This is a genomic window from Roseibium sp. 10G30-5, from assembly GCF_055809635.1.
This window is the reverse complement of the sequence record NZ_CM147918.1, coordinates 2,387,371-2,409,937: the sequence shown is the minus strand read 5'-3', so window position 1 is coordinate 2,409,937 and position 22,567 is coordinate 2,387,371. Positions and strand designations below refer to the sequence as shown.

The 22,567-nt window shown below is 57.3% G+C and carries 18 protein-coding genes, 1 other RNA gene and 3 pseudogenes; 13 read left to right on the top strand and 9 right to left on the bottom strand.

The window, feature by feature from the left end; translation table 11 throughout:
• Positions 1-15: 15 nt before the first annotated feature.
• The 3 genes from AC0L7U_RS12220 to AC0L7U_RS12210 are packed head-to-tail and all read left to right on the top strand — an operon-like array spanning position 16 to position 3,946.
• Positions 16-1,134 carry a microcin C ABC transporter permease YejB gene (locus AC0L7U_RS12220; protein ID WP_473691020.1) on the top strand — a complete coding sequence of 373 codons (1,119 nt, stop codon included), beginning with the start codon at positions 16-18 and terminating at the stop codon, positions 1,132-1,134.
• A 2-nt stretch (positions 1,135-1,136) separates the two neighbouring features.
• Entirely contained in the window at positions 1,137-2,291 is a 1,155-nt protein-coding gene (locus AC0L7U_RS12215) for an ABC transporter permease (protein WP_473691018.1), read from the top strand.
• 11 nt (positions 2,292-2,302) lie between these two features.
• A complete protein-coding gene (locus AC0L7U_RS12210; RefSeq protein WP_473691016.1) occupies positions 2,303-3,946 on the top strand; it encodes an ABC transporter ATP-binding protein in 1,644 nt (547 codons plus the stop codon).
• Between the two features lie 91 nt (positions 3,947-4,037).
• On the opposite strand, the gene AC0L7U_RS12205 is transcribed toward AC0L7U_RS12210, so the two are convergent.
• The 4 genes and pseudogenes from AC0L7U_RS12205 to AC0L7U_RS12190 form a co-directional block, all read right to left on the bottom strand.
• Positions 4,038-5,297, bottom strand: coding sequence for a lytic murein transglycosylase (locus AC0L7U_RS12205; protein ID WP_473691014.1), 1,260 nt, complete (start codon positions 5,295-5,297; stop codon positions 4,038-4,040).
• Positions 5,298-5,328: 31 nt separating this feature from the next.
• A complete protein-coding gene (locus tag AC0L7U_RS12200) occupies positions 5,329-5,658 on the bottom strand; it encodes an NUDIX domain-containing protein (protein ID WP_473691012.1) in 330 nt (109 codons plus the stop codon).
• On the bottom strand, positions 5,636-6,250 hold the full coding sequence (locus AC0L7U_RS12195; RefSeq protein ID WP_473691011.1) for an NAD(+) diphosphatase: 615 nt from the start codon (positions 6,248-6,250) through the stop codon (positions 5,636-5,638). Before AC0L7U_RS12195 ends, AC0L7U_RS12200 begins: the two co-directional genes overlap by 23 nt.
• Positions 6,251-6,332: 82 nt before the next feature.
• A pseudogene (locus AC0L7U_RS12190) lies at positions 6,333-6,744 on the bottom strand (HIT domain-containing protein).
• A gap of 209 nt (positions 6,745-6,953) precedes the next feature.
• Here AC0L7U_RS12190 and ffs point away from each other — a divergent pair.
• The 10 genes and pseudogenes from ffs (at position 6,954) to AC0L7U_RS12140 (ending at position 15,736) form a co-directional block, all read left to right on the top strand.
• Positions 6,954-7,051: signal recognition particle sRNA small type (gene ffs / locus AC0L7U_RS12185), an RNA gene on the top strand.
• Positions 7,052-7,201: 150 nt separating this feature from the next.
• Positions 7,202-9,214: a DNA polymerase III subunit gamma/tau gene (locus AC0L7U_RS12180; RefSeq protein ID WP_473691009.1), complete on the top strand. Its 2,013-nt coding sequence runs from the start codon at positions 7,202-7,204 to the stop codon at positions 9,212-9,214.
• Positions 9,215-9,345: 131 nt separating this feature from the next.
• Positions 9,346-9,666: a YbaB/EbfC family nucleoid-associated protein gene (locus tag AC0L7U_RS12175; protein ID WP_473695790.1), complete on the top strand. Its 321-nt coding sequence runs from the start codon at positions 9,346-9,348 to the stop codon at positions 9,664-9,666.
• Positions 9,667-9,755: 89 nt separating this feature from the next.
• The gene (gene recR, locus AC0L7U_RS12170) at positions 9,756-10,364 is read left to right on the top strand and encodes a recombination mediator RecR (protein ID WP_473691007.1); all 609 of its coding nucleotides are present in this window, start codon (positions 9,756-9,758) and stop codon (positions 10,362-10,364) included.
• Positions 10,365-10,452: 88 nt separating this feature from the next.
• Positions 10,453-11,127: a sulfate transporter family protein gene (locus AC0L7U_RS12165; protein ID WP_473691005.1), complete on the top strand. Its 675-nt coding sequence runs from the start codon at positions 10,453-10,455 to the stop codon at positions 11,125-11,127.
• A 278-nt stretch (positions 11,128-11,405) separates the two neighbouring features.
• Complete coding sequence (sdhC, locus tag AC0L7U_RS12160; protein ID WP_473691003.1) at positions 11,406-11,804, top strand: succinate dehydrogenase, cytochrome b556 subunit; 399 nt, start codon at positions 11,406-11,408, stop codon at positions 11,802-11,804.
• 11 nt (positions 11,805-11,815) lie between these two features.
• Positions 11,816-12,199, top strand: a complete 384-nt coding sequence (gene sdhD / locus AC0L7U_RS12155; protein ID WP_473691001.1) for a succinate dehydrogenase, hydrophobic membrane anchor protein — start codon at positions 11,816-11,818, stop codon at positions 12,197-12,199.
• Between the two features lie 5 nt (positions 12,200-12,204).
• A pseudogene (gene sdhA / locus AC0L7U_RS12150) lies at positions 12,205-14,032 on the top strand (succinate dehydrogenase flavoprotein subunit).
• 14 nt (positions 14,033-14,046) lie between these two features.
• Positions 14,047-14,895, top strand: a complete 849-nt coding sequence (locus AC0L7U_RS12145; RefSeq protein WP_473691000.1) for an FkbM family methyltransferase — start codon at positions 14,047-14,049, stop codon at positions 14,893-14,895.
• A 58-nt stretch (positions 14,896-14,953) separates the two neighbouring features.
• Positions 14,954-15,736, top strand: a complete 783-nt coding sequence (locus AC0L7U_RS12140) for a succinate dehydrogenase iron-sulfur subunit (protein WP_473690998.1) — start codon at positions 14,954-14,956, stop codon at positions 15,734-15,736.
• 95 nt (positions 15,737-15,831) lie between these two features.
• Here AC0L7U_RS12140 and AC0L7U_RS12135 read toward each other — a convergent pair whose 3' ends face one another.
• The 5 genes and pseudogenes from AC0L7U_RS12135 to AC0L7U_RS12115 form a co-directional block, all read right to left on the bottom strand.
• On the bottom strand, positions 15,832-17,208 hold the full coding sequence (locus AC0L7U_RS12135; protein WP_473690996.1) for an alpha,alpha-trehalose-phosphate synthase (UDP-forming): 1,377 nt from the start codon (positions 17,206-17,208) through the stop codon (positions 15,832-15,834).
• A gap of 127 nt (positions 17,209-17,335) precedes the next feature.
• A complete protein-coding gene (locus tag AC0L7U_RS12130; protein ID WP_473690994.1) occupies positions 17,336-19,120 on the bottom strand; it encodes a glycoside hydrolase family 15 protein in 1,785 nt (594 codons plus the stop codon).
• A gap of 25 nt (positions 19,121-19,145) precedes the next feature.
• On the bottom strand, positions 19,146-19,892 hold the full coding sequence (gene otsB / locus AC0L7U_RS12125) for a trehalose-phosphatase (protein WP_473690992.1): 747 nt from the start codon (positions 19,890-19,892) through the stop codon (positions 19,146-19,148).
• Between the two features lie 263 nt (positions 19,893-20,155).
• A pseudogene (gene xylB, locus AC0L7U_RS12120) lies at positions 20,156-21,609 on the bottom strand (xylulokinase).
• 169 nt (positions 21,610-21,778) lie between these two features.
• Complete coding sequence (locus tag AC0L7U_RS12115) at positions 21,779-22,567, bottom strand: ATP-binding cassette domain-containing protein (protein ID WP_473690990.1); 789 nt, start codon at positions 22,565-22,567, stop codon at positions 21,779-21,781.

Sequence of the window (22,567 nt, the reverse complement as noted above, 5' to 3'; positions counted from 1 at the left end):
GGCTATGACCCCGAAATGGGTGCCTATATCCTGAGACGTCTATTGCTGATGATCCCGACCCTGATCGGCATCATGGCGATCAACTTCATCATTATCCAGTTTGCACCCGGTGGTCCTGTCGAACGTGTGATTGCGCAGCTCTCCGGCACGGATGTGTCGGCAACCTCGCGTATCGGTGGTGGCGGCGGCGGCGACATGCAAGGGCTGGGACAGGATATGTCTGCTCAGTCGGCGGGCGGTGGCACCAGTTCCAAATATCGCGGCGCACAGGGGCTTGATCCAGAGTTCATCAAGAAACTGGAGAAGCAATTCGGCTTCGACAAGCCTCCGCTGACGCGCTTTTGGGACATGGTGGTCAATTACGCCAGTTTCGATTTTGGCAAAAGCTATTTCCGCGACATCAGCGTCATTGATCTGATCAAGGAAAAGCTGCCTGTTTCGATCTCGCTCGGCATCTGGATGACGCTGATTTCTTACGCGGTGTCGATCCCGCTTGGCATTCGCAAGGCGGTGAAAGACGGCAGCCGGTTTGATGTCTGGACCTCCACCGTCATCGTTGTTGCCTATGCCATTCCAAGCTTTCTGTTTGCCATCCTGCTGATCGTGCTGTTCGCCGGTGGGTCGTTCTTCGACATCTTCCCCTTGCGCGGACTTGTTTCGGAAAATTGGCAAGCCCTGTCTTGGCCAATGCGCATTGCCGATTACTTTTGGCACCTTGCACTGCCGCTGACAGCGCTGGTCCTCTCGGCCTTCGCCACAACAACCCTGCTAACCAAGAACTCGTTCCTCGACGAAATCCGCAAGCAATATGTCACGACGGCACGGGCCAAGGGCTTGAGCGAACGCAAGATCCTCTACGGGCATGTGTTCCGCAACGCCATGCTGATCGTCATCGCAGGCTTTCCCGGCGCCTTCATCACATCGTTCTTCACCGGGTCTCTGCTGATTGAGACGATCTTTTCTCTGGATGGCCTCGGCCTGCTCAGCTTCGAATCTATTGTGAACCGTGATTATCCCGTCGTCTTTGCAACGCTCTATATCTTTTCCCTGATGGGTCTGATCGTGAACCTTGTCTCAGATCTCACCTACACGTGGATTGATCCGCGCATTGACTTTGAATCGCGGGAGGTCTGAGCATGTCAGAATATACCGAGCAGACCGTTCCCGGTGCCGAGATCAGCGAAGCCGGCCGCCGCTTTGCCTTGTCGCCGATCAACAAGCGTCGCTGGGCCAATTTCAAGGCCAACCGGCGCGGTTACTGGTCCTTCTGGATCTTCATGATCCTGTTCATCGTCACTCTGGGGGCGGAGCTATGGGTCAATGACAAGCCGCTCCTCGTTTATTACAAGGGCGAAGTGCTCAGTCCGGTGCTGGTCGATTACCCGGAAGAGAAATTCGGCGGTTTCCTGGCGATCACCGACTACCGTGATCCTTTCATTCAGACGGAAATCCAGTCGCACGGCTGGATGCTCTGGCCGCTGGTTCGCTATTCCTACGGCACCGTCAACAATGCCATCCCGGTGCCTGCCCCTGCGCCGCCCTCCTGGATGCTGGACAAGCAGACCCGCTGCTCGCATTACGACAAGGGCGTTGACGATCCCAATTGCACCATGGGCAACTGGAACTGGCTGGGCACCGACGATCAGGGCCGCGACGTGTTGGCCCGGCTTGTCTATGGCTTCCGCCTGTCGGTGCTCTTCGGACTCATCCTGACGGTTGCGTCTTCGGTCATCGGCGTCGCGGCCGGAGCTGTCCAGGGCTTCTACGGCGGCTGGATTGATCTGCTGTTTCAGCGCTTTATCGAAGTCTGGACGTCCATCCCGACGCTCTACCTCATTCTGATTGTGTCCTCTGTTCTGGTGCCCGGTTTCTGGACGCTGTTCACCATTTTGCTTGCCTTCTCCTGGGTGGCGCTTGTGGGCGTGGTGCGCGCGGAATTCCTGCGCGCCCGAAACTTCGAATATATTTCCGCCGCACGTGCGCTTGGCGTTTCCAACAAGGTAATCATGTGGCGACACATGCTGCCGAACGCCATGGTGGCAACACTTACCTTCATGCCTTTCATCCTCAACGGATCAATCTCGACGCTGACGGCGCTGGACTTCCTCGGCTTCGGTCTGCCTCCCGGCTCGCCCTCCCTTGGCGAGTTGCTGGCCCAGGGCAAGAACAACCTGCAAGCCCCATGGCTGGGCATCACCGGCTTCTTCGCGATCTCGATCATGCTCAGTCTGCTGATTTTCATCGGCGAGGCGGTGCGTGATGCATTCGATCCCCGCAAGAACTTTCAGTAGGAGAAGAGTCCATGACCGATGCGCCCCTTCTATCCGTCAAGGATCTCTCCGTGGCCTTTGGCAAGGCGGAAAACCCGGACATGCTTGCCGTCAATCACGTATCCTTCGACATTGCCCGAGGCGAAACACTGGCTCTGGTGGGAGAAAGCGGCTCCGGCAAATCCGTTTCCGCCCAATCGATCCTGAAACTGCTGCCCTATCCAATGGCCTCTCACCCCAGCGGTGAAATCCTGTTTGACGGGCAAGATCTGTTTGATGCCGACGAAAAGGCCATCCGTAAGGTACGCGGCAATCGCATCTCGATGATCTTTCAGGAGCCGATGACCTCGCTCAATCCACTGCATACGGTGGAGCGGCAAATCGCCGAAGTGCTGAAACTGCACCGAGGCATGCGCCCCAATCAGGCCCGTGCAAGGGTTCTGGAATTGTTGACCAAGGTGGGCATCCCGGATCCGGAAACCCGCATGGCGTCCTATCCACATCAGATGTCTGGCGGCCAGAGACAGCGCGTCATGATTGCCATGGCACTGGCGAACGAACCTGACCTGTTGATCGCGGACGAACCCACAACCGCCCTTGATGTCACCGTGCAGGCCCAGATCCTCAAACTGTTGAAGGACCTTCAAGCCGAGCAGGGTATGGCAATGCTGTTTATCACCCACGATCTTGGCATTGTGCGCAAGTTTGCCGACCGCGTCTGCGTCATGACCAAAGGCGAGATCGTGGAACGCGGCAACGTCCGCGAGATCTTTGATGCGCCAAAGCATCCCTATACCCAGCACCTGCTGTCGGCACAGCCAAAGGGCGAGCCACCACGCACGGACGACAGCCGCCCGATCGTTCTTAAGACAGATAACCTCAAGGTCTGGTTTCCGATCAAGAAAGGCTTCTTTCGCAAGACGGTCGGTCACGTCAAGGCGGTCGACGGCATCGACATTGCAGTTCGGCAAGGACAAACTCTTGGCATTGTTGGAGAAAGTGGGTCAGGCAAAACCACATTAGGCTTGGCGATTTTGCGAATGATTTCGTCCGAAGGCCGGATCCAGTTCGGCGATCATGCCTTGCAAGGTCGCTCGTGGAAGGACATGCGGCCCTTGCGCCGCGACATGCAGATCGTCTTTCAGGATCCCTTCGGCGCTCTGTCACCGCGCATGTCGGTGTCTGATGTGGTGGGCGAAGGGTTGCAGGTGCACTTTCCCAAGCTGTCATCCAGGGAACGCGACCACAAAGTTGCAGCGGCACTGGAAGAAGTGGGGCTCGATGCTGCCACGCGCTTTCGCTATCCGCATGAATTTTCCGGTGGCCAGCGTCAGCGTATCTCGATTGCCCGCGCTATGGTGCTTGAACCAAAGTTCGTCATGCTGGACGAGCCAACGTCCGCGCTGGATATGAGTGTGCAGGCGCAGGTTGTCGATCTTCTGCGAGACCTTCAGAAGCGCCATGGTTTGGCGTATCTGTTCATCTCACACGACCTGAAAGTGGTGCGCGCGCTCGCCAATGACGTGGTGGTGATGAAAAACGGCAAGGTGGTCGAAGCAGGACCTTCGGACGAAATCTTTGACCGTCCGCAGACCGACTACACCAAGGCGCTAATGGCCGCTGCCCTGCATCTTGAAGCAACTTCAACCGAAGATGACACCGTGGTGAGCCAATAAGCAACAGCACGATATGGCTGAAGGATGATGCTGCATGTCGCCTACACGCGCCACGGCTTGTCAGCGGGCATGCCGTACCCCACGCAGGCCTTTAGTCAATCCAGCAAGTCGCGGCGTGACCGGCTTTTTGCTGTGCCGTGCCAATGGACCGGCGCGTCTTGAAGCCGATCAATCCATCGGCGCCACCAACGTCATAACCCTGCTTTTGCAGTTTGAGCTGCAACGCGCGCACGGCGCCACGAGTTTCAGGCTTTACCGATTTCCAATCCCCGGCGAAGCCAACATTATGGCTGTAACGATCGGCCAGATGACCGATAAACAGCGCATAGGTATCACTCTCGTTGTACTCTTTCAGCACATAGAAATTGCGCGTTGCCAAAAAGGCTGGGCCATATCGACCAGCCGGCATCAGCAAGCTGGCGTCTTCGCCAAGCTGGTGACTTGAAAAATGGCGCCCCTTCACCCGCGTGATGCCCATCGCCTGCCATTTTGAAATCGGCATACGATGATCCGGGCCTTCGCCCGCGCAGGACACAGAGGCCGGAACGCGCACTTCATAGCCCCAGTCGCTGCCGCGCTGCCAGCCGTGCTCTGCCAGAAAATGGGCAATAGACGCCATGATGTCTGGCGCAGAGGTCCAGATGTCTCGGTGACCATCTCCGTCAAAATCGACGGCATACCTGTCAAAACTACTCGGCAAAAATTGCGGTTGTCCCATAGCACCACCCCAGGAGCTTTTCATATCGGCGCGTTTTACATCGCCATTCTGAAGGATTTTGAGAGCATCAATCAGCTCGTTTTCAAAGACCTTCGGACGCTGCCCCATGAAGGCGCGGGTCGCCAGCACCTGAATCGCATCATATGGAATACTGGCTCGACCATAAGCGGATTCGCGCGCCCAGACCGCCAAAACAAAACGCCCCGGAACGCCGTATTTCTGCTCGATCTGGCGGAGCGTCATCGCATATTTGCGTTTCAGGGCAACGCCCGGCCCCACCAGCGCTTGAAACTGGCTGTCGCGGAAATACCGCTCTGGCTCCCGAAACTCGGCCTGATAATTGACTTTGGGTGGCTGTCCCTTGCCGCCCGGCCTGACAAGTCCGGGCAAGCGTGTATTCAAAGACAGGCCTTTCAGAACCTTGTCCAGCATCTGCGGCTGGACACCAGCCTTGAGAGCATCCGGTCGCACCGTTTTTTCGAGATAACGATGGAAGGCTGTGTCCAAAGCCGATGCCGACGCAGCCTGCACGGTCAACGTCGGAGATGAGACAACCAGCAGCGACAGCACTCCGGCTTTCCAGCAAAGCTTTCTCGTCGCTCGGCGCTCTCCGATTGCTCGTTCGTTCTTCATGATGCCCCCAACCGCATTTTTCATTGCCAAGTCAGTCCGTAGACAGGTCGAAGGTGCCTGCGGACCAACCGCGAATCAACCACGATGCAATGGAGATTGACTGCGGAATGTGGTCGCCCTGAGGGTGAGTACGATCAATCATCTGTTTGACTTCCTGCCGTGAGCACCACCGACAGGCTTCCATCTCAACCTCATCCATCGTGATCTCGCTTGATGTTGCCCGACCGATACACCCCAGCATGAGGTTGGCCGGGAACGGCCAAGGCTGGTTGCCCAGCACCTGAACCTCGCCAACCTCAATGCCGGCTTCTTCCATCGTCTCACGGCGCACCGCCTGTTCAATGGTTTCCCCCGGCTCCATAAAGCCCGCGAGCGTGGTGAAGACGCCTTCGGCACAGGCGCGGCGGACGGCCCAGCAGCAGACGATCGCCATCGGTAATCAGCATGATGACAACCGGATCGGTGCGCGGAAAATGCTGCGCTTCACATGACGGGCAGCCGCGGCGGTATCCCGCATCCTGCATCTTCGTCGGCTGGCCACATTGGGCACAAAAGAGATGCGTGCGGTGCCAATGCAGCATCGAACGCGCCTGCGCCAAAAGGCTGATTTCTTGTACCGAGAAGTTGTTCTGCCCGGCGAGCGGTCGCAAATCGAACGCCTCAACATCACTGCGCGCGTCCAACTCTTCGTCTTCCATGACAACGGAAGTGGCAAACAAAGGGCGCGTTGCGTTTTTGCCTTGGCCCAGAAAGACAAGGGCATCCAGATCAGCGCCCAGAGCTTCGGCCTGAGCCGGGGAAAAGCCAATGTCGGTCAAGTCCGGCCCTAACAGGAACCGACCAGACGTCTCCAGGATCACCCGCGCATCTGGCTGGCGCAAACGGTCCGCCATCCAGACACTGTCGGAGCGACGGTTGGCCTGCCGATCCAGGGTGTTATCGACAAAACTCATTGAGGCAGACACAATTTCCTCTCCCAAACTCATCATTTTTCCTTGTTTGCGACCCCATCGCCTCGGCGAGGGCTGCTTTGCTTTACGATTGAAGGGCTGCGCGGAGACGCGCAATCAGATCGTCGGCGGCATCGGGTGCGTAGGATTTGGGCGTCACTGCTCCCCAGACAGGCCCCGGCCAAGCAGCGTCCCTCTCAAACCGCGCTATCACATGAACGTGGAGCTGCCTGACCATGGTTGCCAAGGGCTCCGACGTTCAATTTATCGCAGCCCGTCAGATCCTTCAGAATTTGGCTGGTCTGACTGATTTCGGCCATCAGGCGCTGCCTGTCCGGCTCAGACAGATCGATGACTTCCTCAAGGTTGGGCAGTTGCGGCACCAGAAGAAGCCATGGGAATGTGCTGTCGCGCATCAGGCGCAGGCTGCACAAGGGAAGGTCGGAGACCGGTAGACTGTCGACCTCCAGACGTGAGTCCAGTTGAAATGTAGTCATGATTTTTCTCATCTTTCAGCTTTCTCGACTATGGCAAAGCCAGCACCAAGTTACCACTGCAAGACGCACCAATTCTCTGTCTGCCATCTTTCGCAAAGGGACAAGGCCAACGACTCCTGCACAAGTTGTCAGTCCTGCCGCAACCTCGCGGAAAGTTTTTCATCACCCCTCTTGCCAAAGATGGGGTGGTTGCTGATATAAGGCGCTCGGGAGGTTGGTGGTGGACGAACCACTCGCCAATCGGGTCAGGTCCGGAAGGAAGCAGCCCTAACGAGCTTCGGTACGGGTCATCGTGCCAGCCTCCCACCCTTTCTCTTGCCTCTTCGTACGCTTTGTCCGGCAGCCGCATCCTGGCAGCTCCCTGAAGGACGCATGCCTTGTCCAAACACGAAGAACTTTCACAAAAAACTGGTTTCAAGGCGGGACAGACCCCTACAAATAACGCTATGTTGCGCGCATGGATGACACTGGCTTTCCGCAAGCGGACGCAGGCGCCGTAACCGGCCCTAAAACCCCGCAAGACAATGCTTATCGGGTGCTTGCGCGCAAGTACCGGCCCCAGACCTTTGAAGATCTGGTGGGACAGGAGCCTATGGTCCAGACGCTGGAAAACGCGTTTGACACAGGCAGGATTGCACAAGCCTGGATGCTGACCGGGGTGCGCGGTGTCGGCAAAACGACAACCGCCCGCATTCTTGCGCGTGGTCTGAACTACGAAGTGCCGGGCGGAATAAATCAGCCAACCGTGCGCCTGGAACAGGAAGGCGTCCATTGTCGCGCCATCATGGAAGGCCGCCATGTCGATGTGATCGAGATGGATGCCGCCTCCCACACCGGCATCAGCGACATTCGCGAGATTACCGACGCCGCCCGCTATCGCCCTGCGACGGCACGCTATAAAGTCTACATCATCGATGAAGTGCACATGCTCTCCAATGCGGCCTTCAACGGTCTGTTGAAGACACTGGAAGAACCGCCGGAGCATGTGAAATTCATTTTTGCGACAACCGAGATCCGCAAGGTTCCGGTGACGGTTCTGTCACGTTGCCAGCGGTTTGACCTGCGTCGCATCGACCAGAGCAAGCTTGTGGGCCTTTTGCGCCGTATCTCCGATGCTGAGAACATCAACATCGCGGATGATGCCCTGTCACTGATCGCCCGCGCCGGAGAGGGCTCGGCGCGTGACTCCCTGTCGCTGCTTGATCAGGCCATGGCGCATGGCGACGGTGCGATTGAGGCAGACGATGTGCGCTCCATGCTCGGGCTGGCCGATCGCGCTCGTGTCATTGACCTGTTCAATCATCTGATGTCCGGCAATGTCGCCGACGCCATGAACGAACTCTCCGCGCAATATACGGTGGGGGCCGATCCGGCGGTCGTGCTGACGGATCTGGCCGACTTTACCCATTTGGTCACCCGCATGAAGGTTGTGCCGCAAGCTGGCGACGATGTCTCCGTGACCGAGACTGAGCGCTTGCGTGGGCGGGAGTTCGCCGAAAAGCTCTCCATGCGCATTCTGTCACGGACTTGGCAGATTTTGCTCAAGGGCATTCAGGAAGTGCAGACTGCGCCGAAACCACTGGCAGCGGCCGACATGGTTCTGGTACGCCTCGCCTATGCTGCCGACCTGCCCGACCCCGGCGAAGCGCTGATGATGTTGCGCAACGGCACTCTGCCGCAGGGGCCCACCTCTGGCGGTGCTCCGGCAGGCGGTGGTGCCGCAGGCCCATCCGGCGGCGGCATCTCTGGCGGCCCCTCGGGAGGCGGCACACGGAACGCACAGCAGGCCGCACAGGCCGTGGCACAGCAACCGACCGGCGCACCACAGCATATGGGACCAAATGCTGCGCCGAACGGGCAAGGCCCGACAACAGCGCAATCTACACATGGTGCAGCCAGCCAGATGGGTCAGTCGCGGCCTCTCGACAATGCTCCGCGCTTGCAATCCATTGCAGGCGGTGCAGCCGCGCAGCCGCAGCGACGTCCTGATCCCGGACAGCAAAAGCCCGCACAAGTGCCCATTGCCGGGCCGGTTCTCAAAACCCTGCGCGATTGTGCAGATCTCGCCTCGGAAAAGCGTGATGTGCCGATGAAAGTCGCCATCATGCGGCAGATGCGGCTGGTCAAATTTGAACCGGGCCGCATTGAAATTCAGCCAACTGAGGACGCAGGCCCCGACATCGCAGGCGAATTTGGCCGCAAGCTGACCGACTGGACCGGGACCCGCTGGATCGTCAGTGTCAGCCGCCATCCCGGCCGTCCAACCATCCACGAAGAAGAAGAAGCCAATCAGCAGCAGATCTTGTCGAATGCCAAGGCGCACCCAACGGTGGCGGCTCTTCTGAGCAAGTTTCCGGGCGCACGCGTGGTTGATGTGCGTGTTCACCGCGAGGATGATCTCGCCGACATGCCGTTGAATGATCCACTTCTTGAAGAAGCACTCGGCGACGATGACGACAGCGATCTCTGATACCCCGATGCGTTAGGCGACGACCTCCGCACGCTGAGCGCGCTCGGACGAAGATAACACCAAAGACAGCACATGGGATGGTGCGCTTGACGCACCCCTTCACCGCAGAAGCACACTGGAAAGGACCGGACATGGACTTCCTCAAAATGATGAAACAGGCCAAGCAAATGCAGGAAAAGATGGGCGGCCTGCAGGAAAGCCTCGCTGAAATCGAGGTTGAAGGCTCTTCGGGGGGCGGCATGGTCACCGTGGTCCTCGGCGGCAAGGGTGATATGCGCGGCCTGAAAATAGACCCGTCCATTTTCAGCGAGAATGATGTCGAGATTCTAGAAGACCTGATTGTCGCCGCACACGCGGAAGCCAAGGTGAAGGCGGAAGCAATGATGCAGGAAAAGACCCAGGAGCTGATGGGTGAAATGGGCCTGCCAGCCGGCATGAAGTTGCCGTTCTGAGCCGGACATCTGCGAAATCGGATCTGGCGCAGCAGCGCGGCGGGTCCCCGTTGTCCTTCCGCATTCTGTCACGACAGGTCTGAGACCCGATGGCTAAAACACCCGTTGCCGGTCCTGAAATTGAACGGCTGATCCAGTTGTTGGCCCGATTGCCGGGTCTCGGCCCCAGATCGGCCCGCCGCGCCGCCCTTCAACTGATCAAGAAGAAGGAACAGCTTCTGGTGCCGCTGGCCGAGGCCATGAGTGTTGCGGTCGAGAGCATCGGTGTCTGTTCCGTTTGCGGAACCGTCGACACAATGGATCCTTGCTCCATATGCTCCGATCCCAAGCGGGACGAAAGCGTGCTGGTCGTGGTTGAGGATGTCGGCGATCTCTGGGCGCTGGAGCGCGCCGCAGCGCTCAATGCACGCTATCATGTTCTTGGTGGCACGCTGTCGCCGCTGGATGGCATTGGCCCGGAGGATCTGAACTTGACCTCTCTGGTGGAACGATGCCGCGCCCCGCATATTGCCGAAGTCATTCTGGCGATCAGCGCCACGGTAGAAGGCCAGACGACCGCGCATTTCATTATGGATCAACTGGACGGATTGAATGTCAATGTCACCAAGCTGGCGCATGGCGTACCGGTTGGTGGCGAACTCGACTACCTTGACGAGGGAACATTGTCGCAGGCGTTGAAGGCCCGCACGCGGTTTTGACCAACACGGAAGGGGTGCGTCGATCTTGCAAGGCCGTCACCAGCCCCCCACCTTCGCTATCGTCCCTTGATTGACCCGAGAGTGCTGCATGATCTCGATTGCCCTACGTTCCATCGCCCAGGTTTTCGAACCACCCTTCCGCAAAATCTTTCTCAAGGTTCTTGGAGCGACGCTGGCTGTTCTGGTGGTCATCTGGATTCTGCTGGAAGGTCTTGTCGCCTCGCTGGTTGTCCTGCCTTACCCATGGTTGTCCACGGTGCTGACCATCCTGACGGGGATTGGTGCGATTTTCGCGCTGAGTTTTCTGGTCGCGCCAATTTCGGCTCTTCTCGCCGGTTTGTTTCAGGATGAAGTGGCCGAGATCGTTGAGCAGCAGCATTATCCGCAGGACCGGCCCGGCACGCCCGTCTCCATTTGGATCGGCATGGTCCAGGCGATCAAGTTTACCGGCATCGTCATTATCGGAAACCTGTTTGCACTGCTGCTTTTGTTCATCCTGGGCGTCAATCTCATCGCCTTCTTTGCGGTGAACGGCTATCTGCTCGGCCGGGAATTTTTCGAATTTGCCGCAACCCGCTTTATGACCTCGGCAGAAGCCAAATTGCTGCGCAAGCGCCATAGCGGCAGCGTGTTCATGGCAGGTCTACTGATCGCCGCCGTTCTGGCTGTGCCCATTTTGAACCTGATTACGCCCATTTTCGCGACAATTCTGATGGTACATCTCTTCAAGAAACTGCAGAGCAAATCAGTTATTTTAACTTGAACCTTACGTTCACGTTAAAGAAACCCACCCTACCGCGACGTCAAATCGACTTTGTGCATCGCCTTCAAAATCTTTCGTGTTACGCTGCGAAGCACAAAAACCCGCAGAAATCCAATGAGTTTGCTCTGATTCTGGATTTTGTAACTTCTTTCGTAGAAAAATCCTTATGATCAAGCTTTGACGCCGACCAGTGTTGGCGCTAGAAACGCTCAAGAGAACGCGTTTTCTTGCTTACGCTTACGCAAACGTAAGATGGTGTTGTGAGGGAGAGATTTCCAATGCCCAATGCCGACCTGCGAGGCAATCGCCCGCTGTCGCCCCACCTTCAGATCTACAAGCCAATTCTTACAATGGTTATGTCGATCGTTCACCGGATCACCGGTCTCGCACTCTATGTCGGAACACTGTTTTTGGCTTGGTGGCTTATTGCCCTTGCCAGCGGTCCCGATTATTTCGAGTTCGTCAACGGGATCTATGGATCCATCATCGGTCGTCTGATCATGTTCGGTTTCACCTGGGCTCTCGTGCATCACATGATTGGCGGCTTGCGTCATTTCGTGTGGGACATGGGCAAGGGATTTGAGCGCGAGACGCGCGAATGGATGGCGAAGGCCACCATCGTCGCATCTGTCGTGATCACGATCCTGCTCTGGGTCATCGCACTCATGGTTCATTGAGGGAGATTGATATGAGCGATATGCGCACCCCTCTCGCCAAGGTCCAAGGGCTTGGCTCGGCCAAGGATGGAACGTCGCATTTCTGGATGCAGCGTCTCACGGCCCTGGCCAATGTGTTCCTGATTTCCTTTTTCGTCATCCTCGTTATTTCGATGCAGGGCGATACCTACGAAGAAGTCCGGGCAACGCTTGGCAACCCCCTGATCGCGATCATCATGCTGCTGGTTATTCTGTCCGGCGTCTATCACATGAAGCTGGGCATGCAGGTGGTCATCGAGGATTACATCCACTCTGAAGGCATGAAAATTCTCTGCGTGATGGGCAACGTCTTCTTCTGCGCGCTTGTCGGCTTCGGCACGATGTTTGCTGTGCTTAAAATCGGCTTTGGAGGCTAACCCGAATGGCCAAGACGTATGAGTTCGTCGAACACAAGTACGACGTCGTAGTGGTCGGTGCTGGCGGTGCAGGTTTGCGTGCCACGCTCGGCATGGCCGAACAGGGCCTGAGAACAGCTTGTATTACCAAGGTATTCCCGACCCGATCCCACACGGTGGCAGCTCAGGGTGGCATCGCAGCCTCCTTGCAGAACATGACGCCGGACAGCTGGGAATGGCACATGTACGACACGGTGAAAGGCTCAGATTGGCTCGGGGATTCCGATGCCATGGAGTATCTCACCCGTGAAGCCCCGAAAGCGGTTTACGAACTGGAACACTACGGCGTTCCATTCTCGCGCACCGAGGACGGCCGCATTTATCAGCGCCCCTTTGGCGGCCACATGCAGAACTTCGGCGAAGGTCCCCCGGTGCAGCGCACCTGCGCGGCGGCCGACCGGACCGGTCACGCCATTCTGCACACGCTTTACGGCCAATCGCTGCGCAACAACGCTGAGTTCTACATCGAGTATTTCGCACTCGACCTGATCATGTCGGAAGATGGTGTGTGTCAGGGCGTGATCGCCTGGAACCTCGATGACGGCACGATCCACCGGTTCTCCGCCAAGATGGTCGTTCTGGCCACCGGCGGTTATGGTCGCGCTTTCTTCTCGGCAACCTCGGCCCACACCTGCACCGGCGACGGTGGCGGCATGGTGGCCCGCGCAGGCCTGCCATTGCAGGACATGGAATTCGTTCAGTTCCACCCGACGGGCATCTACGGCTCCGGTTGTCTGATTACCGAGGGCGCACGCGGCGAAGGCGGCTATCTGGTCAATGCCGAAGGCGAACGCTTCATGGAGCGATATGCCCCTTCGGCCAAGGATCTGGCGTCCCGTGACGTTGTCTCGCGCTGCATGACCATGGAAATCCGCGAAGGACGTGGCGTCGGCAAGGACAAGGATCACATCTTCCTGCACCTGGATCACCTGGATCCGGCCCTGCTGGCAGAACGTCTTCCGGGCATTTCCGAATCCGCACGCATCTTCGCTGGTGTTGACGTGACCAAGGAGCCCATCCCGGTCCTGCCAACGGTTCACTACAATATGGGTGGCATCCCGACGAACTATTGGGGCCAGGTTCTTAACGCCGATTCCGAGAACCCCAACCGTATTCAGCACTAGCCTTATGGCTGTTGGCGAAGCCGGGTGTGCCTCGGTCCACGGCGCCAACCGTCTGGGATCCAACTCGCTCATCGATCTGGTGGTCTTTGGCCGCGCTGCTGCCATCAAGGCCGCCGAAGTCATCGACCCGCAGGCTGCTGTTCCGACACCGAACGAAGCGTCTTGCGAAAAGATCATGGAACGCTTCGACCGCGTTCGCCATGCCAGCGGATCCATTCCGACGGCAGATCTGCGCGACAAGATGCAGCGCGCCATGCAGGATGATGCAGCTGTGTTCCGGACCCAGGAAAGCCTGAAACAGGGGTGTCAGCGCCTGTCCGCCATATGGGGCGAATTGAAGGACATCAAGGTCTCCGACCGTTCGTTGATCTGGAACTCGGACCTGGTGGAAACGCTTGAGCTTGACAATCTGATGGCCAATGCCATCACCACGGTCTATGGCGCGGAAGCTCGCAAGGAAAGCCGCGGTGCGCATTCCCGTGAGGACTACAAGGACGGTCCGTTTGATGGCCGTAACGACGAAGAATGGCGCAAGCATACTCTGGCTTGGGTGAACGAAGCAGGTGACGTGAAGCTGGACTACCGTCCGGTTGTCATCGATCCGCTGACGAAGCACGAAGACGGCGGCATCGACCCCAAGAAGATCGCGCCAAAAGCGCGCGTCTACTAAGGAAAGGTCCGGTCTTGAACGCACAAGCGACAAACATGGATACGGTCAGTCCCTTCGGCACATATCGTGCCGGCGGGCTGGTCCGGCTGGCCTGGACACTGGCGGATCGTCGTGATCTCGCCCAGTCTTTGCGCCTGCGCATCCGGGGTGTCGTGTCGCGGCTGTTCAAGGGACCATATGACCTGGAGGCGGACGGACTTCGGTTCCGCCTCTATCCGGGTCAGAACTACGACGACCGCAAGATGCTGGCCAAGGGGCGTTTGCCTGAACGGGCCGAGCATGGCTTCCTGCGCCCGTTTCTGAAACAGGGCAGCAGCTTCGTCGATGTCGGGGCCAATGTGGGCAGCTACAGTCTGTTCGCAGCCCGCTCCGGCGCCGATGTTCTTGCGATTGAGGCCAACCCGGATACGGCTGCAAAGCTGGTTTTCAATCTGGCCGCCAACGATCTGGAGCACAGCGTCAAGCTTGCCCTGATCGCCGTTGGCGAGACAGCAGGCACTTTGTCCTTGTGGCTGGAAGAGAGCAATATCGGGTTTGCTACCGTGGTTCAGGACCTGGTGGATGCTCAGGCCACAGGCACATGGACCCCGCAAGAGGTTCAGGTACGCCCGCTGGCGGATGTCATTTCCGAGCACGCAATTGCCCGGATCGACGTAATGAAGATTGATGTCGAAGGCTTCGAAGACCGAGTGATCCTGCCATATCTGCGCAGTGTCGACCGGTCTCTGTGGCCCTCGGTCATCATGCTCGAAACAAATTGCCGGTCGGTTTGGCAGGAAGACTGTACCGGGGCGCTCTGCGCCTTCGGGTATCGATCGATTGGTGAAACAAATGACAACTCGGTCTTCGAGCTTACTGCTTGAAGATTGGTGTGATGTGGCCCGGACGCGAAACCAGGGCCGTAACGCGGAGCGATGAAAAATGGTTCAGCTGACGCTTCCCCGGAACTCACAGGTGAAGGAAGGCAAGGTTTGGGACAAACCCGCCGATGCCACCAACTTGAGGGAATTCCGGATTTATCGTTGGAACCCCGATGACGGCACCAACCCGAAAGTCGACACGTATTTCATCGACAAGGATGATTGCGGGCCGATGGTTCTGGATGGTCTGATCTACATCAAAAACAAGATCGACCCGACCCTGACATTTCGTCGGTCGTGCCGTGAAGGCATTTGTGGCTCGTGCGCGATGAATATCGACGGCACGAACACACTCGCCTGCACCAAAGGGATGGACGAGATTTCGGGCAAGGTCGTCAAGATCTACCCGCTGCCGCATATGCCGGTGGTGAAGGATCTGATCCCGGATCTCAACCAGTTCTATGCGCAACATCGCTCCATTGAGCCCTGGTTGAAGACGGTGTCTCCCCCGCCGGAAAAAGAATGGCTTCAGTCACATGAAGACCGTGCCAAGCTTGACGGTCTGTATGAGTGCATTCTCTGCGCGTGCTGCTCAACGTCCTGCCCGAGCTACTGGTGGAACGGCGATCGCTATCTTGGTCCAGCTGTGCTGCTTCAGGCCTATCGCTGGCTGATTGACAGCCGTGACGAAGCAACCGGCGAACGTCTCGACAACCTCGAAGACCCGTTCCGCCTGTATCGTTGCCACACGATCATGAACTGTTCGCAGGCATGTCCGAAGGGTCTGAACCCGGCCAAGGCAATTGCAGAAATCAAGAAGATGATGGTCGAACGCCGCGTCTGACGCCCGTCTTGTCCTATTATGTCTTTGTCCAAACAGAAAACGACGGCTCTCGGGCCGCCGTTTTCAATTTATGCGCCTCTCTGCCTAAAGCGGATTTACCGTTTGATCCGGCGCACGTCATCCATGATGCTGCCCGACCATGCGATTGCATCATTCTCGCACAAGCGGTCAAACATGGCCTGCCAACGGGCGCGGCGCTCTTCCATCGGCATATTGATTGCTGTCTGCAGCGCGCCAGCCACTGCCGTGGCATGATGCGGATTGACAATCAACGCTTCGGGCATCTGTTCCGCCGCACCGGCAAAACGTGACAAGACCAAAACGCCCGGATCTTCCGCGCGCTGTGCCGCGATATACTCCTTGGCGACCAAGTTCATGCCATCCCGCAAGGGTGTCACCAGACAGACCCGACTGGCCCGGTAAATACCTGCCAGCGCACGACGCGGAAAGGACTTGGTCAGAAAGCGGATCGGTGTCCAATCAAGATCAGCGAACAACCCGTTGATGTGCCCGGTCAGTTCGTCCAGCTCGCGGCGAATGTCGATATAGGCGTCCAGTTCGGCCCGCGATGGCGGTGCAACCTGCATAAAAGACAAATTACCTCGGTTTTCCGGGTATTCTTCCAGAAGCCGTTGATAGGCGTGAAAGCGTTCGGGCAGTCCTTTGGAATAGTCTATACGATCCACCCCGATGATCTGCTGACGACCTGCCAGAAGCTTTTCCAGACGGGCCGAATGGCGTCGGGCATCCGGCGACATGGCGAATTTGGAAAAACCATCAGCATCGATGCCGATGGGATAGGCCTTGGCCCGAACTTCACGATCTCCCCATTTCAGAGTGTCATCATCGAGATACTGGCCGCCGAGTTCCTCGACCACAAAGCGGCGAAAGTTATCTGCATCACGCCGTGTCTGAAAGCCGACGAGATCGTAAGCCAGCATATCCTTGACGATCTCAGCTGCATTAGGCAATGCAGCCAGAATTTCAGGGGCAGGAAAAGGAATATGCAGAAAAAACGCGAGTGGATTGTTGATATCCATGCGCCGCAATTCGGCAGCAAACGTCAGGAAATGGTAGTCGTGTACCCAGATGACATCGTCAGGCTCCAGCAAGGGCCGCAGACGCGTCGCAAAGCGGTTGTTGATGTGGCGGTAGCCCTGCTCAAAGCGGCGATCAAAAACAGCAAGATCAAGCCGGTAATGCAGAATGGGCCAAAGAGTTCTGTTGGCGTAACCGGCATAGAAATCATCATAGTCGGCCTGTGTCATGTCCAGTTGAACCATACGGACGGTACGCTGTTTCTGCTCCTGCAACCCTCCGAACGTTCCTTCTTCCGAAACATCTCCGGACCACCCGAACCAGAGGCCACCGGTCTTGAGAAGGGCGTCGACAAGCGCCACGGCAAGACCACCTGCCCGCCCGGTGTCTTTCATCGGACCCACACGGTTCGACACAACCACCAATCTGCTCACACTGTCCCCTTTTCCTGCTTTGATACGCAAAATAAAAACGCGCCGACCGGGGCCGACGCGTTCCGTTCAACGGATCAAAGAGAAAACCGAACAGGCGCCGAAAGCTGCCTGAAGTCGATCATCCTCCTTAGACGACGTCTCCCCAACTCGAGCTTAGCCGCATTGCACCATTAATGATACCGACCATGGAATATGTCTGGGGGAAGTTGCCCCAGAGTTCTCCCGTGCCGGGCGAAGTGTCTTCCGACAAGAGGCCGACATGATTTCGGCTGGCAAGCATTGTTTCATAGATCTCGCGCGCCTCGTCCTTTCGGCCGATCCGCGCCAATGCATCAATGTACCAGAAGGTACAGATGTTGAAGGCATTGTCGGGAGTGCCGAAATCATCCGCAGCGTGATAGCGGAACAGATGATTGCCCCGACGCAACACTTCGCCGATTTTTTCGACTGTTGCCACGAAGCGCGGATCATTGGCGGGCAAAAAGCCAACCTCGGCCATCAGCAGCAGCGAGGCATCCATGTCGGACCCTTCAAAGCTTTCGACGAAGGCTCCGATCTCATCATTCCAGCCACGCTTGCAGATGGTCGCATGGATCGTTTCGGCCCGCTCTTTCCAATAGGCCGCGCGGTCGACCAGCTCGAAGTTATGAGCGATCTTCGCCAGACGATCACAGGCCGCCCAACACATCAGCGACGAAGAGGTATGGACGCGCGCGCGGGTCCGCAGCTCCCAGATACCCGCATCCGGCTGGTCATGCATGGCAAAGGCACGTTCGCCCACCTGTTCCAGACGCTGGAAATCATCCAGACCCGGCTGATGCAGCAAGCGCTTGTCAAAATAAGCCTGCGACGCGCCCAGAATGATATTGCCATAAACATCATGCTGGAAATGTTCATAGGCCTGATTGCCGACACGTACCGGTTCATTGCCGCGGTAACCGGGCAGATCAACGGTAGATTCCACCAGCTTTGCTTCCAGCCCGATGCCGAACAAGGGCTGCACATAGCCCCCTTGGGTTACAGCAACGATGTTGTTCAGATAGCGCAGATAATTCTCCATCGTTTCCATTTCCGACAGAGAGTTCAGCGCCCGAATCACAAAGAAAGCATCTCGCAGCCAGCAATAACGGTAATCCCAGTTGCGCTCGGTGCCATCGGCTTCCGGAATGGAGGTGGTCGCTGCAGCAATGATCGCACCGGTTTCTTCGTAGGTGCACAGCTTCAGCGTGATGGCGGCGCGGATGACCGCTTCCTGATACTCCAGCGGCAAGCTGAGACGACGGGTCCAGCGACGCCAGAAGATCTCGGTGTTTTCCTCGAAATCACGACACAGCCGCTCGGGATGATCGGTCAGCGATTCATCCGGACCGAGGAAGAACGACAAGGGGCCATCCATAAGGAACGGCGTTTCCTCACGCACATACGTCACCGATGCGGTGGTCGTCATACGCAATGCCATACCATCGCCAACCCAACGCATGTGATTGGAACCAAAGGTAACTTCCGGATCAAGACTGCCCCAGGCGAAGCGCGGACGACAGCGTACACGAATGCGTGGATGACCAGAGAGTGTATGCACCCGGCGCACAATGGCATTGGGGCGGAAGGTCCGGCCGTTGCGCACAAAGCGCGGTGCAAAATCGGTGATCTCGATTCCGTTGCCATTGGCATCGAAAACGCGGGTCTTCACGATCGCCGTGTTCTGGACGTATTCCTGCTCAGACCGCACAGCGCCGTCCAGCTCGATGGAAAAGGCGCCATCGCCTTCCTCACCATTGGTGCCAAGCAGCGAATGGAACACGGGGTCGCCGTCAAATCTTGGCAGACAGCACCAAACGATCTTGCCCATCTTGTCGACAAGCCCGGCAAAAGAGCAATTGCCAATCATGGCCAGATCGAGCGAGGGCTCCATGGCGAACGGGATCAGTCCAAGCCATTCACGAAATCTCCGAAACTAAACTGTCATTAGGGGCAGCCAGCCACTCGTGAACTGCTGCGACGTCCTTAAATCTGTAATGCGCATCACTGGGGCCATCGCCAACCTTGATGCCAAAACCACCTTCGGCTTGCGCTGCCCTGATACCATCCTCGTCAGTCACATCATCGCCGATAAACACAGGCTGACGGCCCTGGAATGGTGCGCTGCTCATGAACGAGCGCAAGGCAACACCTTTGTCCGACACATTGGGCTTGGCCTCAATCACCATCTTGCCGTGGATCAGATGAAGCTCCGACAAATGCGATATGGTTTCCTGAAGAAAGGCCGAAACCTCGCCCTCAAGCTCGGGAACTGCACGAAAATGCATTGCAATGGCCGGGCCTTTGTCTTCGAGCCGCGCACCTTTTTCCAAAAGCCCCGACGCAGTGATCGCTCGTTTCAGATCAAGCAGTTCAGGCGAAGTCGGACGGCTTTGAACTGGATGATCGAGTTGAGAGCGCGTCTCAAGACCATGCAGTCCGGCAGCGGAGAGATGAAGGGGGGCCAGGAAGCCATCAATCTCGGCAATCGGCCGTCCCGAAATAATCGCGAGGGCACCGCCGAGGAGTTGCTGAACATGGCCCAACGAAGCAACGAGGTTCTCGCGCACATGCACATCTTCGGGACGTGGTGCCAAATCCACCAGCGTTCCATCGAAATCCAGAAAAAGCGCCATATCCGGCGTGAGCTTAGACAGTGTCATCATCCGCCATTGTTAGGTACTCCGGCAGCAGGATAAAAGATGCCGGTTAGCATTTTTCCAAGTTTCGCGAACAAAAAAATCCGCAACGGCTCTACTCGCACAGCAACTAGGCAATCCAACCTCGGCAATCAAGGGGAAAGGCTCTCCAACGAATCCCGATCCCGCGCACTGCCTGTCTTTTCAGCACAGTTTCAGGTCGTCTTGAAAACAAAGCCCCGCCACACGCGATGCATGGCAGGGCCCAAACTGTCAAACCTTGTTTCAGATCAGAAACCGGCCTGTTTCAGCGCCGGATACAAGCTCCGCCACTTGGCATAGCCATCTTCATAGGCGGCGACCAAAGCAGGTTCTGGATCAACGCTGGCACTCAAGGGAGGAGCTGTGAAAATATCCTGAGAAAATCCATCCGCAGCAGCGGCCCCAAGACGGGCCGCGCCAAGCGAGCCGCCGAAATCGCCATCGGCGGGTACATCAACGCTGACATTGAGGACACTGGCAATGATTTTCAACCAGAGCTGAGATCTGGCACCGCCCCCCACAGCTGTCAGACGATCAACACGGGACCCCGCAGCCTGAAGCGCTACAAGGCAGTCTTTCAAGGCATACGCCACACCATCCAGTACGGAATGCGTCAGCACTTTGCGATCACTTTCATGACCAATGCCAAAGAATCCTGCGCGAATGTTCACATCGTTATGGGGTGTCCGCTCTCCGCCCAAGTAGGGCATGAAAGCCACGTCGGACGGGCCTGTGACCAGCCCAAGTTCCCCCGTCAGATCCGCCGGAGAGACATTCAGCGTCTTGGATAGCCAATTGAGGCTGTCGGTTGCCGACAGGATGACGCCCATCTGGTGCTAGGGTATCAGGCACTGCATGGCAGAAGGCATGCACCGCGCTGTCGACATTTGGCGAAAACCGATCATTGGTGACAAACAGCACGCCGGACGTGCCTAGCGATACGAAGGCAGAGCCGGGTTTTGTTGCGCCAACGCCACACGCGGACGCGGCATTGTCGCCACCGCCGCCGGCCACGACAGGGGCCTTTGCAAGCCCCCACCGGCTGCACAGATCGGCGAGAAGCGTTCCGGTTGCGTCAGACCCTTCAACAAGACGCGGCATGTGGTCGCGCGTCAGACCCGTTGCGGCCAGCAAGTCGTCGCTCCAGTCACGACGCGCAACGTCCAGCCACAGCGTGCCTGCACTGTCGGACATGTCGCTGGCAAACTCACCAGTCAAACACAGTCGAACATAATCTTTCGGTAGCAAGACCTTGGCAACCTTGCCAAAAACGTCCGGTTCGTTTTCACGCACCCATTGCAACTTGGGCGCGGTGAAGCGCAGCATGACACGATTGCCGCCCAGCGTCAGGAATTTTGGTTCCCGCTGTTCAAGTTCGATGCACTGCTTGGACGACCGCCCGTCGTTCCACAAGATACAGGGACGCAACGGCTTGTGATCAGCCCCAAGCAACGTTGCACCGTGCATATGCCCTGACAGGCCGATACCACGCACGGCAGCCATTTCGCCTAGCGCTTCAGCCGCAATGCGATCCATCACATCGACAACGGCAGTCCACCAGCTATCTGGATCCTGCTCCGACCAGCCCGGCGCTGGCCGCTCGACGGTCAAGGGCGCAGTGGCCTCGGGCAATCAGGCGCTGATCCTGGTCGATCAGGATTGCCTTGACAGAACTGGTTCCGATATCGAGGCCGATAAACATGCTTTGTCTCTTCTTTGGTCATTTGAAGCACTGAAACACAACCGACCCGAAATGCCGGTCAAATCGTCGAATCCACGCAGACCCTTCGCGAAAATCCAGACAAATTGATGGCCCGATTTGCCAAGGCAGTAAACCCACCGTGACAAAATCGGGCCATCAATAATTCTTATCAGACAGTTGCGTCGCTGCTCGTCAACGCACCAGGGCCCGGCGTCGCATTGGCCGGACACTTGCCGAGAATGATCATTCCCAACACGTCATCATCGGTTACATCGCCTGTCTTCGCAGACCCGACGAGCTGACCGTTCTTCATCACCGCCAGACGGTCGCACAACTGGAACACGTCATGGATGTCGTGGCTGATAAGGAAGATGCCAATGCCCTGCTTCTTCAGTTCCTGAATCAGCTCCGACACCATCTGCGTTTCATGGACGCCCAAGGCGGCTGTCGGCTCATCCATGATCAGGATGCGGGCGTTGAAATACACCGCACGGGCAATGGCGACGGACTGACGCTGCCCGCCCGACAGAGCTTTTACCGGCGTATGGAACTTGCGGAAGTTGGGGTTCAACCGTCCCATGATCTTGCGGGTTTCAGCTTCCATCCGGTCATCATCGACGAACCCCATCGGGGTGACGAGTTCACGGCCGAGGAACAGATTTGATGCCGCATCAAGATTATCTGCCAGAGCCAGTGTCTGATAGATCGTCTCAATGTTGAGGGCCCGCGCATCACGCGGGCTGGTGATGGTCACCGGTTCGCCGTTGACGCGGATTTCGCCGCTGTCGGCCTTGTAGGCGCCGGACAGGATCTTGATCAGCGTGGATTTCCCCGCGCCATTGTGACCAAGAAGCCCGACAACCTCGCCCGGATACAGATCGACAGACACATCATCGACCGCGTGGATCCCACCAAAGGAGATCCGCATATTTTTCATTTCAACCAAAGGAGTTGTCAT

Excerpts from the sequence above, each read along its gene's own strand:
- AC0L7U_RS12220 (WP_473691020.1), top strand. The coding sequence starts at position 16 with ATGGGTGCCTATATCCTGAGACGTCTATTGCTGATGATCCCGACCCTG.
- AC0L7U_RS12215 (WP_473691018.1), top strand. The coding sequence starts at position 1,137 with ATGTCAGAATATACCGAGCAGACCGTTCCCGGTGCCGAGATCAGCGAA.
- AC0L7U_RS12210 (WP_473691016.1), top strand. The coding sequence starts at position 2,303 with ATGACCGATGCGCCCCTTCTATCCGTCAAGGATCTCTCCGTGGCCTTT.
- AC0L7U_RS12205 (WP_473691014.1), bottom strand. The coding sequence starts at position 5,297 with ATGAAGAACGAACGAGCAATCGGAGAGCGCCGAGCGACGAGAAAGCTT.
- AC0L7U_RS12200 (WP_473691012.1), bottom strand. The coding sequence starts at position 5,658 with ATGGAGCCGGGGGAAACCATTGAACAGGCGGTGCGCCGTGAGACGATG.
- AC0L7U_RS12195 (WP_473691011.1), bottom strand. The coding sequence starts at position 6,250 with ATGAGTTTTGTCGATAACACCCTGGATCGGCAGGCCAACCGTCGCTCC.
- AC0L7U_RS12180 (WP_473691009.1), top strand. The coding sequence starts at position 7,202 with ATGGATGACACTGGCTTTCCGCAAGCGGACGCAGGCGCCGTAACCGGC.
- AC0L7U_RS12175 (WP_473695790.1), top strand. The coding sequence starts at position 9,346 with ATGGACTTCCTCAAAATGATGAAACAGGCCAAGCAAATGCAGGAAAAG.
- recR (WP_473691007.1), top strand. The coding sequence starts at position 9,756 with ATGGCTAAAACACCCGTTGCCGGTCCTGAAATTGAACGGCTGATCCAG.
- AC0L7U_RS12165 (WP_473691005.1), top strand. The coding sequence starts at position 10,453 with ATGATCTCGATTGCCCTACGTTCCATCGCCCAGGTTTTCGAACCACCC.
- sdhC (WP_473691003.1), top strand. The coding sequence starts at position 11,406 with ATGCCCAATGCCGACCTGCGAGGCAATCGCCCGCTGTCGCCCCACCTT.
- sdhD (WP_473691001.1), top strand. The coding sequence starts at position 11,816 with ATGAGCGATATGCGCACCCCTCTCGCCAAGGTCCAAGGGCTTGGCTCG.
- AC0L7U_RS12140 (WP_473690998.1), top strand. The coding sequence starts at position 14,954 with ATGGTTCAGCTGACGCTTCCCCGGAACTCACAGGTGAAGGAAGGCAAG.
- AC0L7U_RS12130 (WP_473690994.1), bottom strand. The coding sequence starts at position 19,120 with ATGGAGCCCTCGCTCGATCTGGCCATGATTGGCAATTGCTCTTTTGCC.
- otsB (WP_473690992.1), bottom strand. The coding sequence starts at position 19,892 with ATGATGACACTGTCTAAGCTCACGCCGGATATGGCGCTTTTTCTGGAT.
- AC0L7U_RS12115 (WP_473690990.1), bottom strand. The coding sequence starts at position 22,567 with ATGACAACTCCTTTGGTTGAAATGAAAAATATGCGGATCTCCTTTGGT.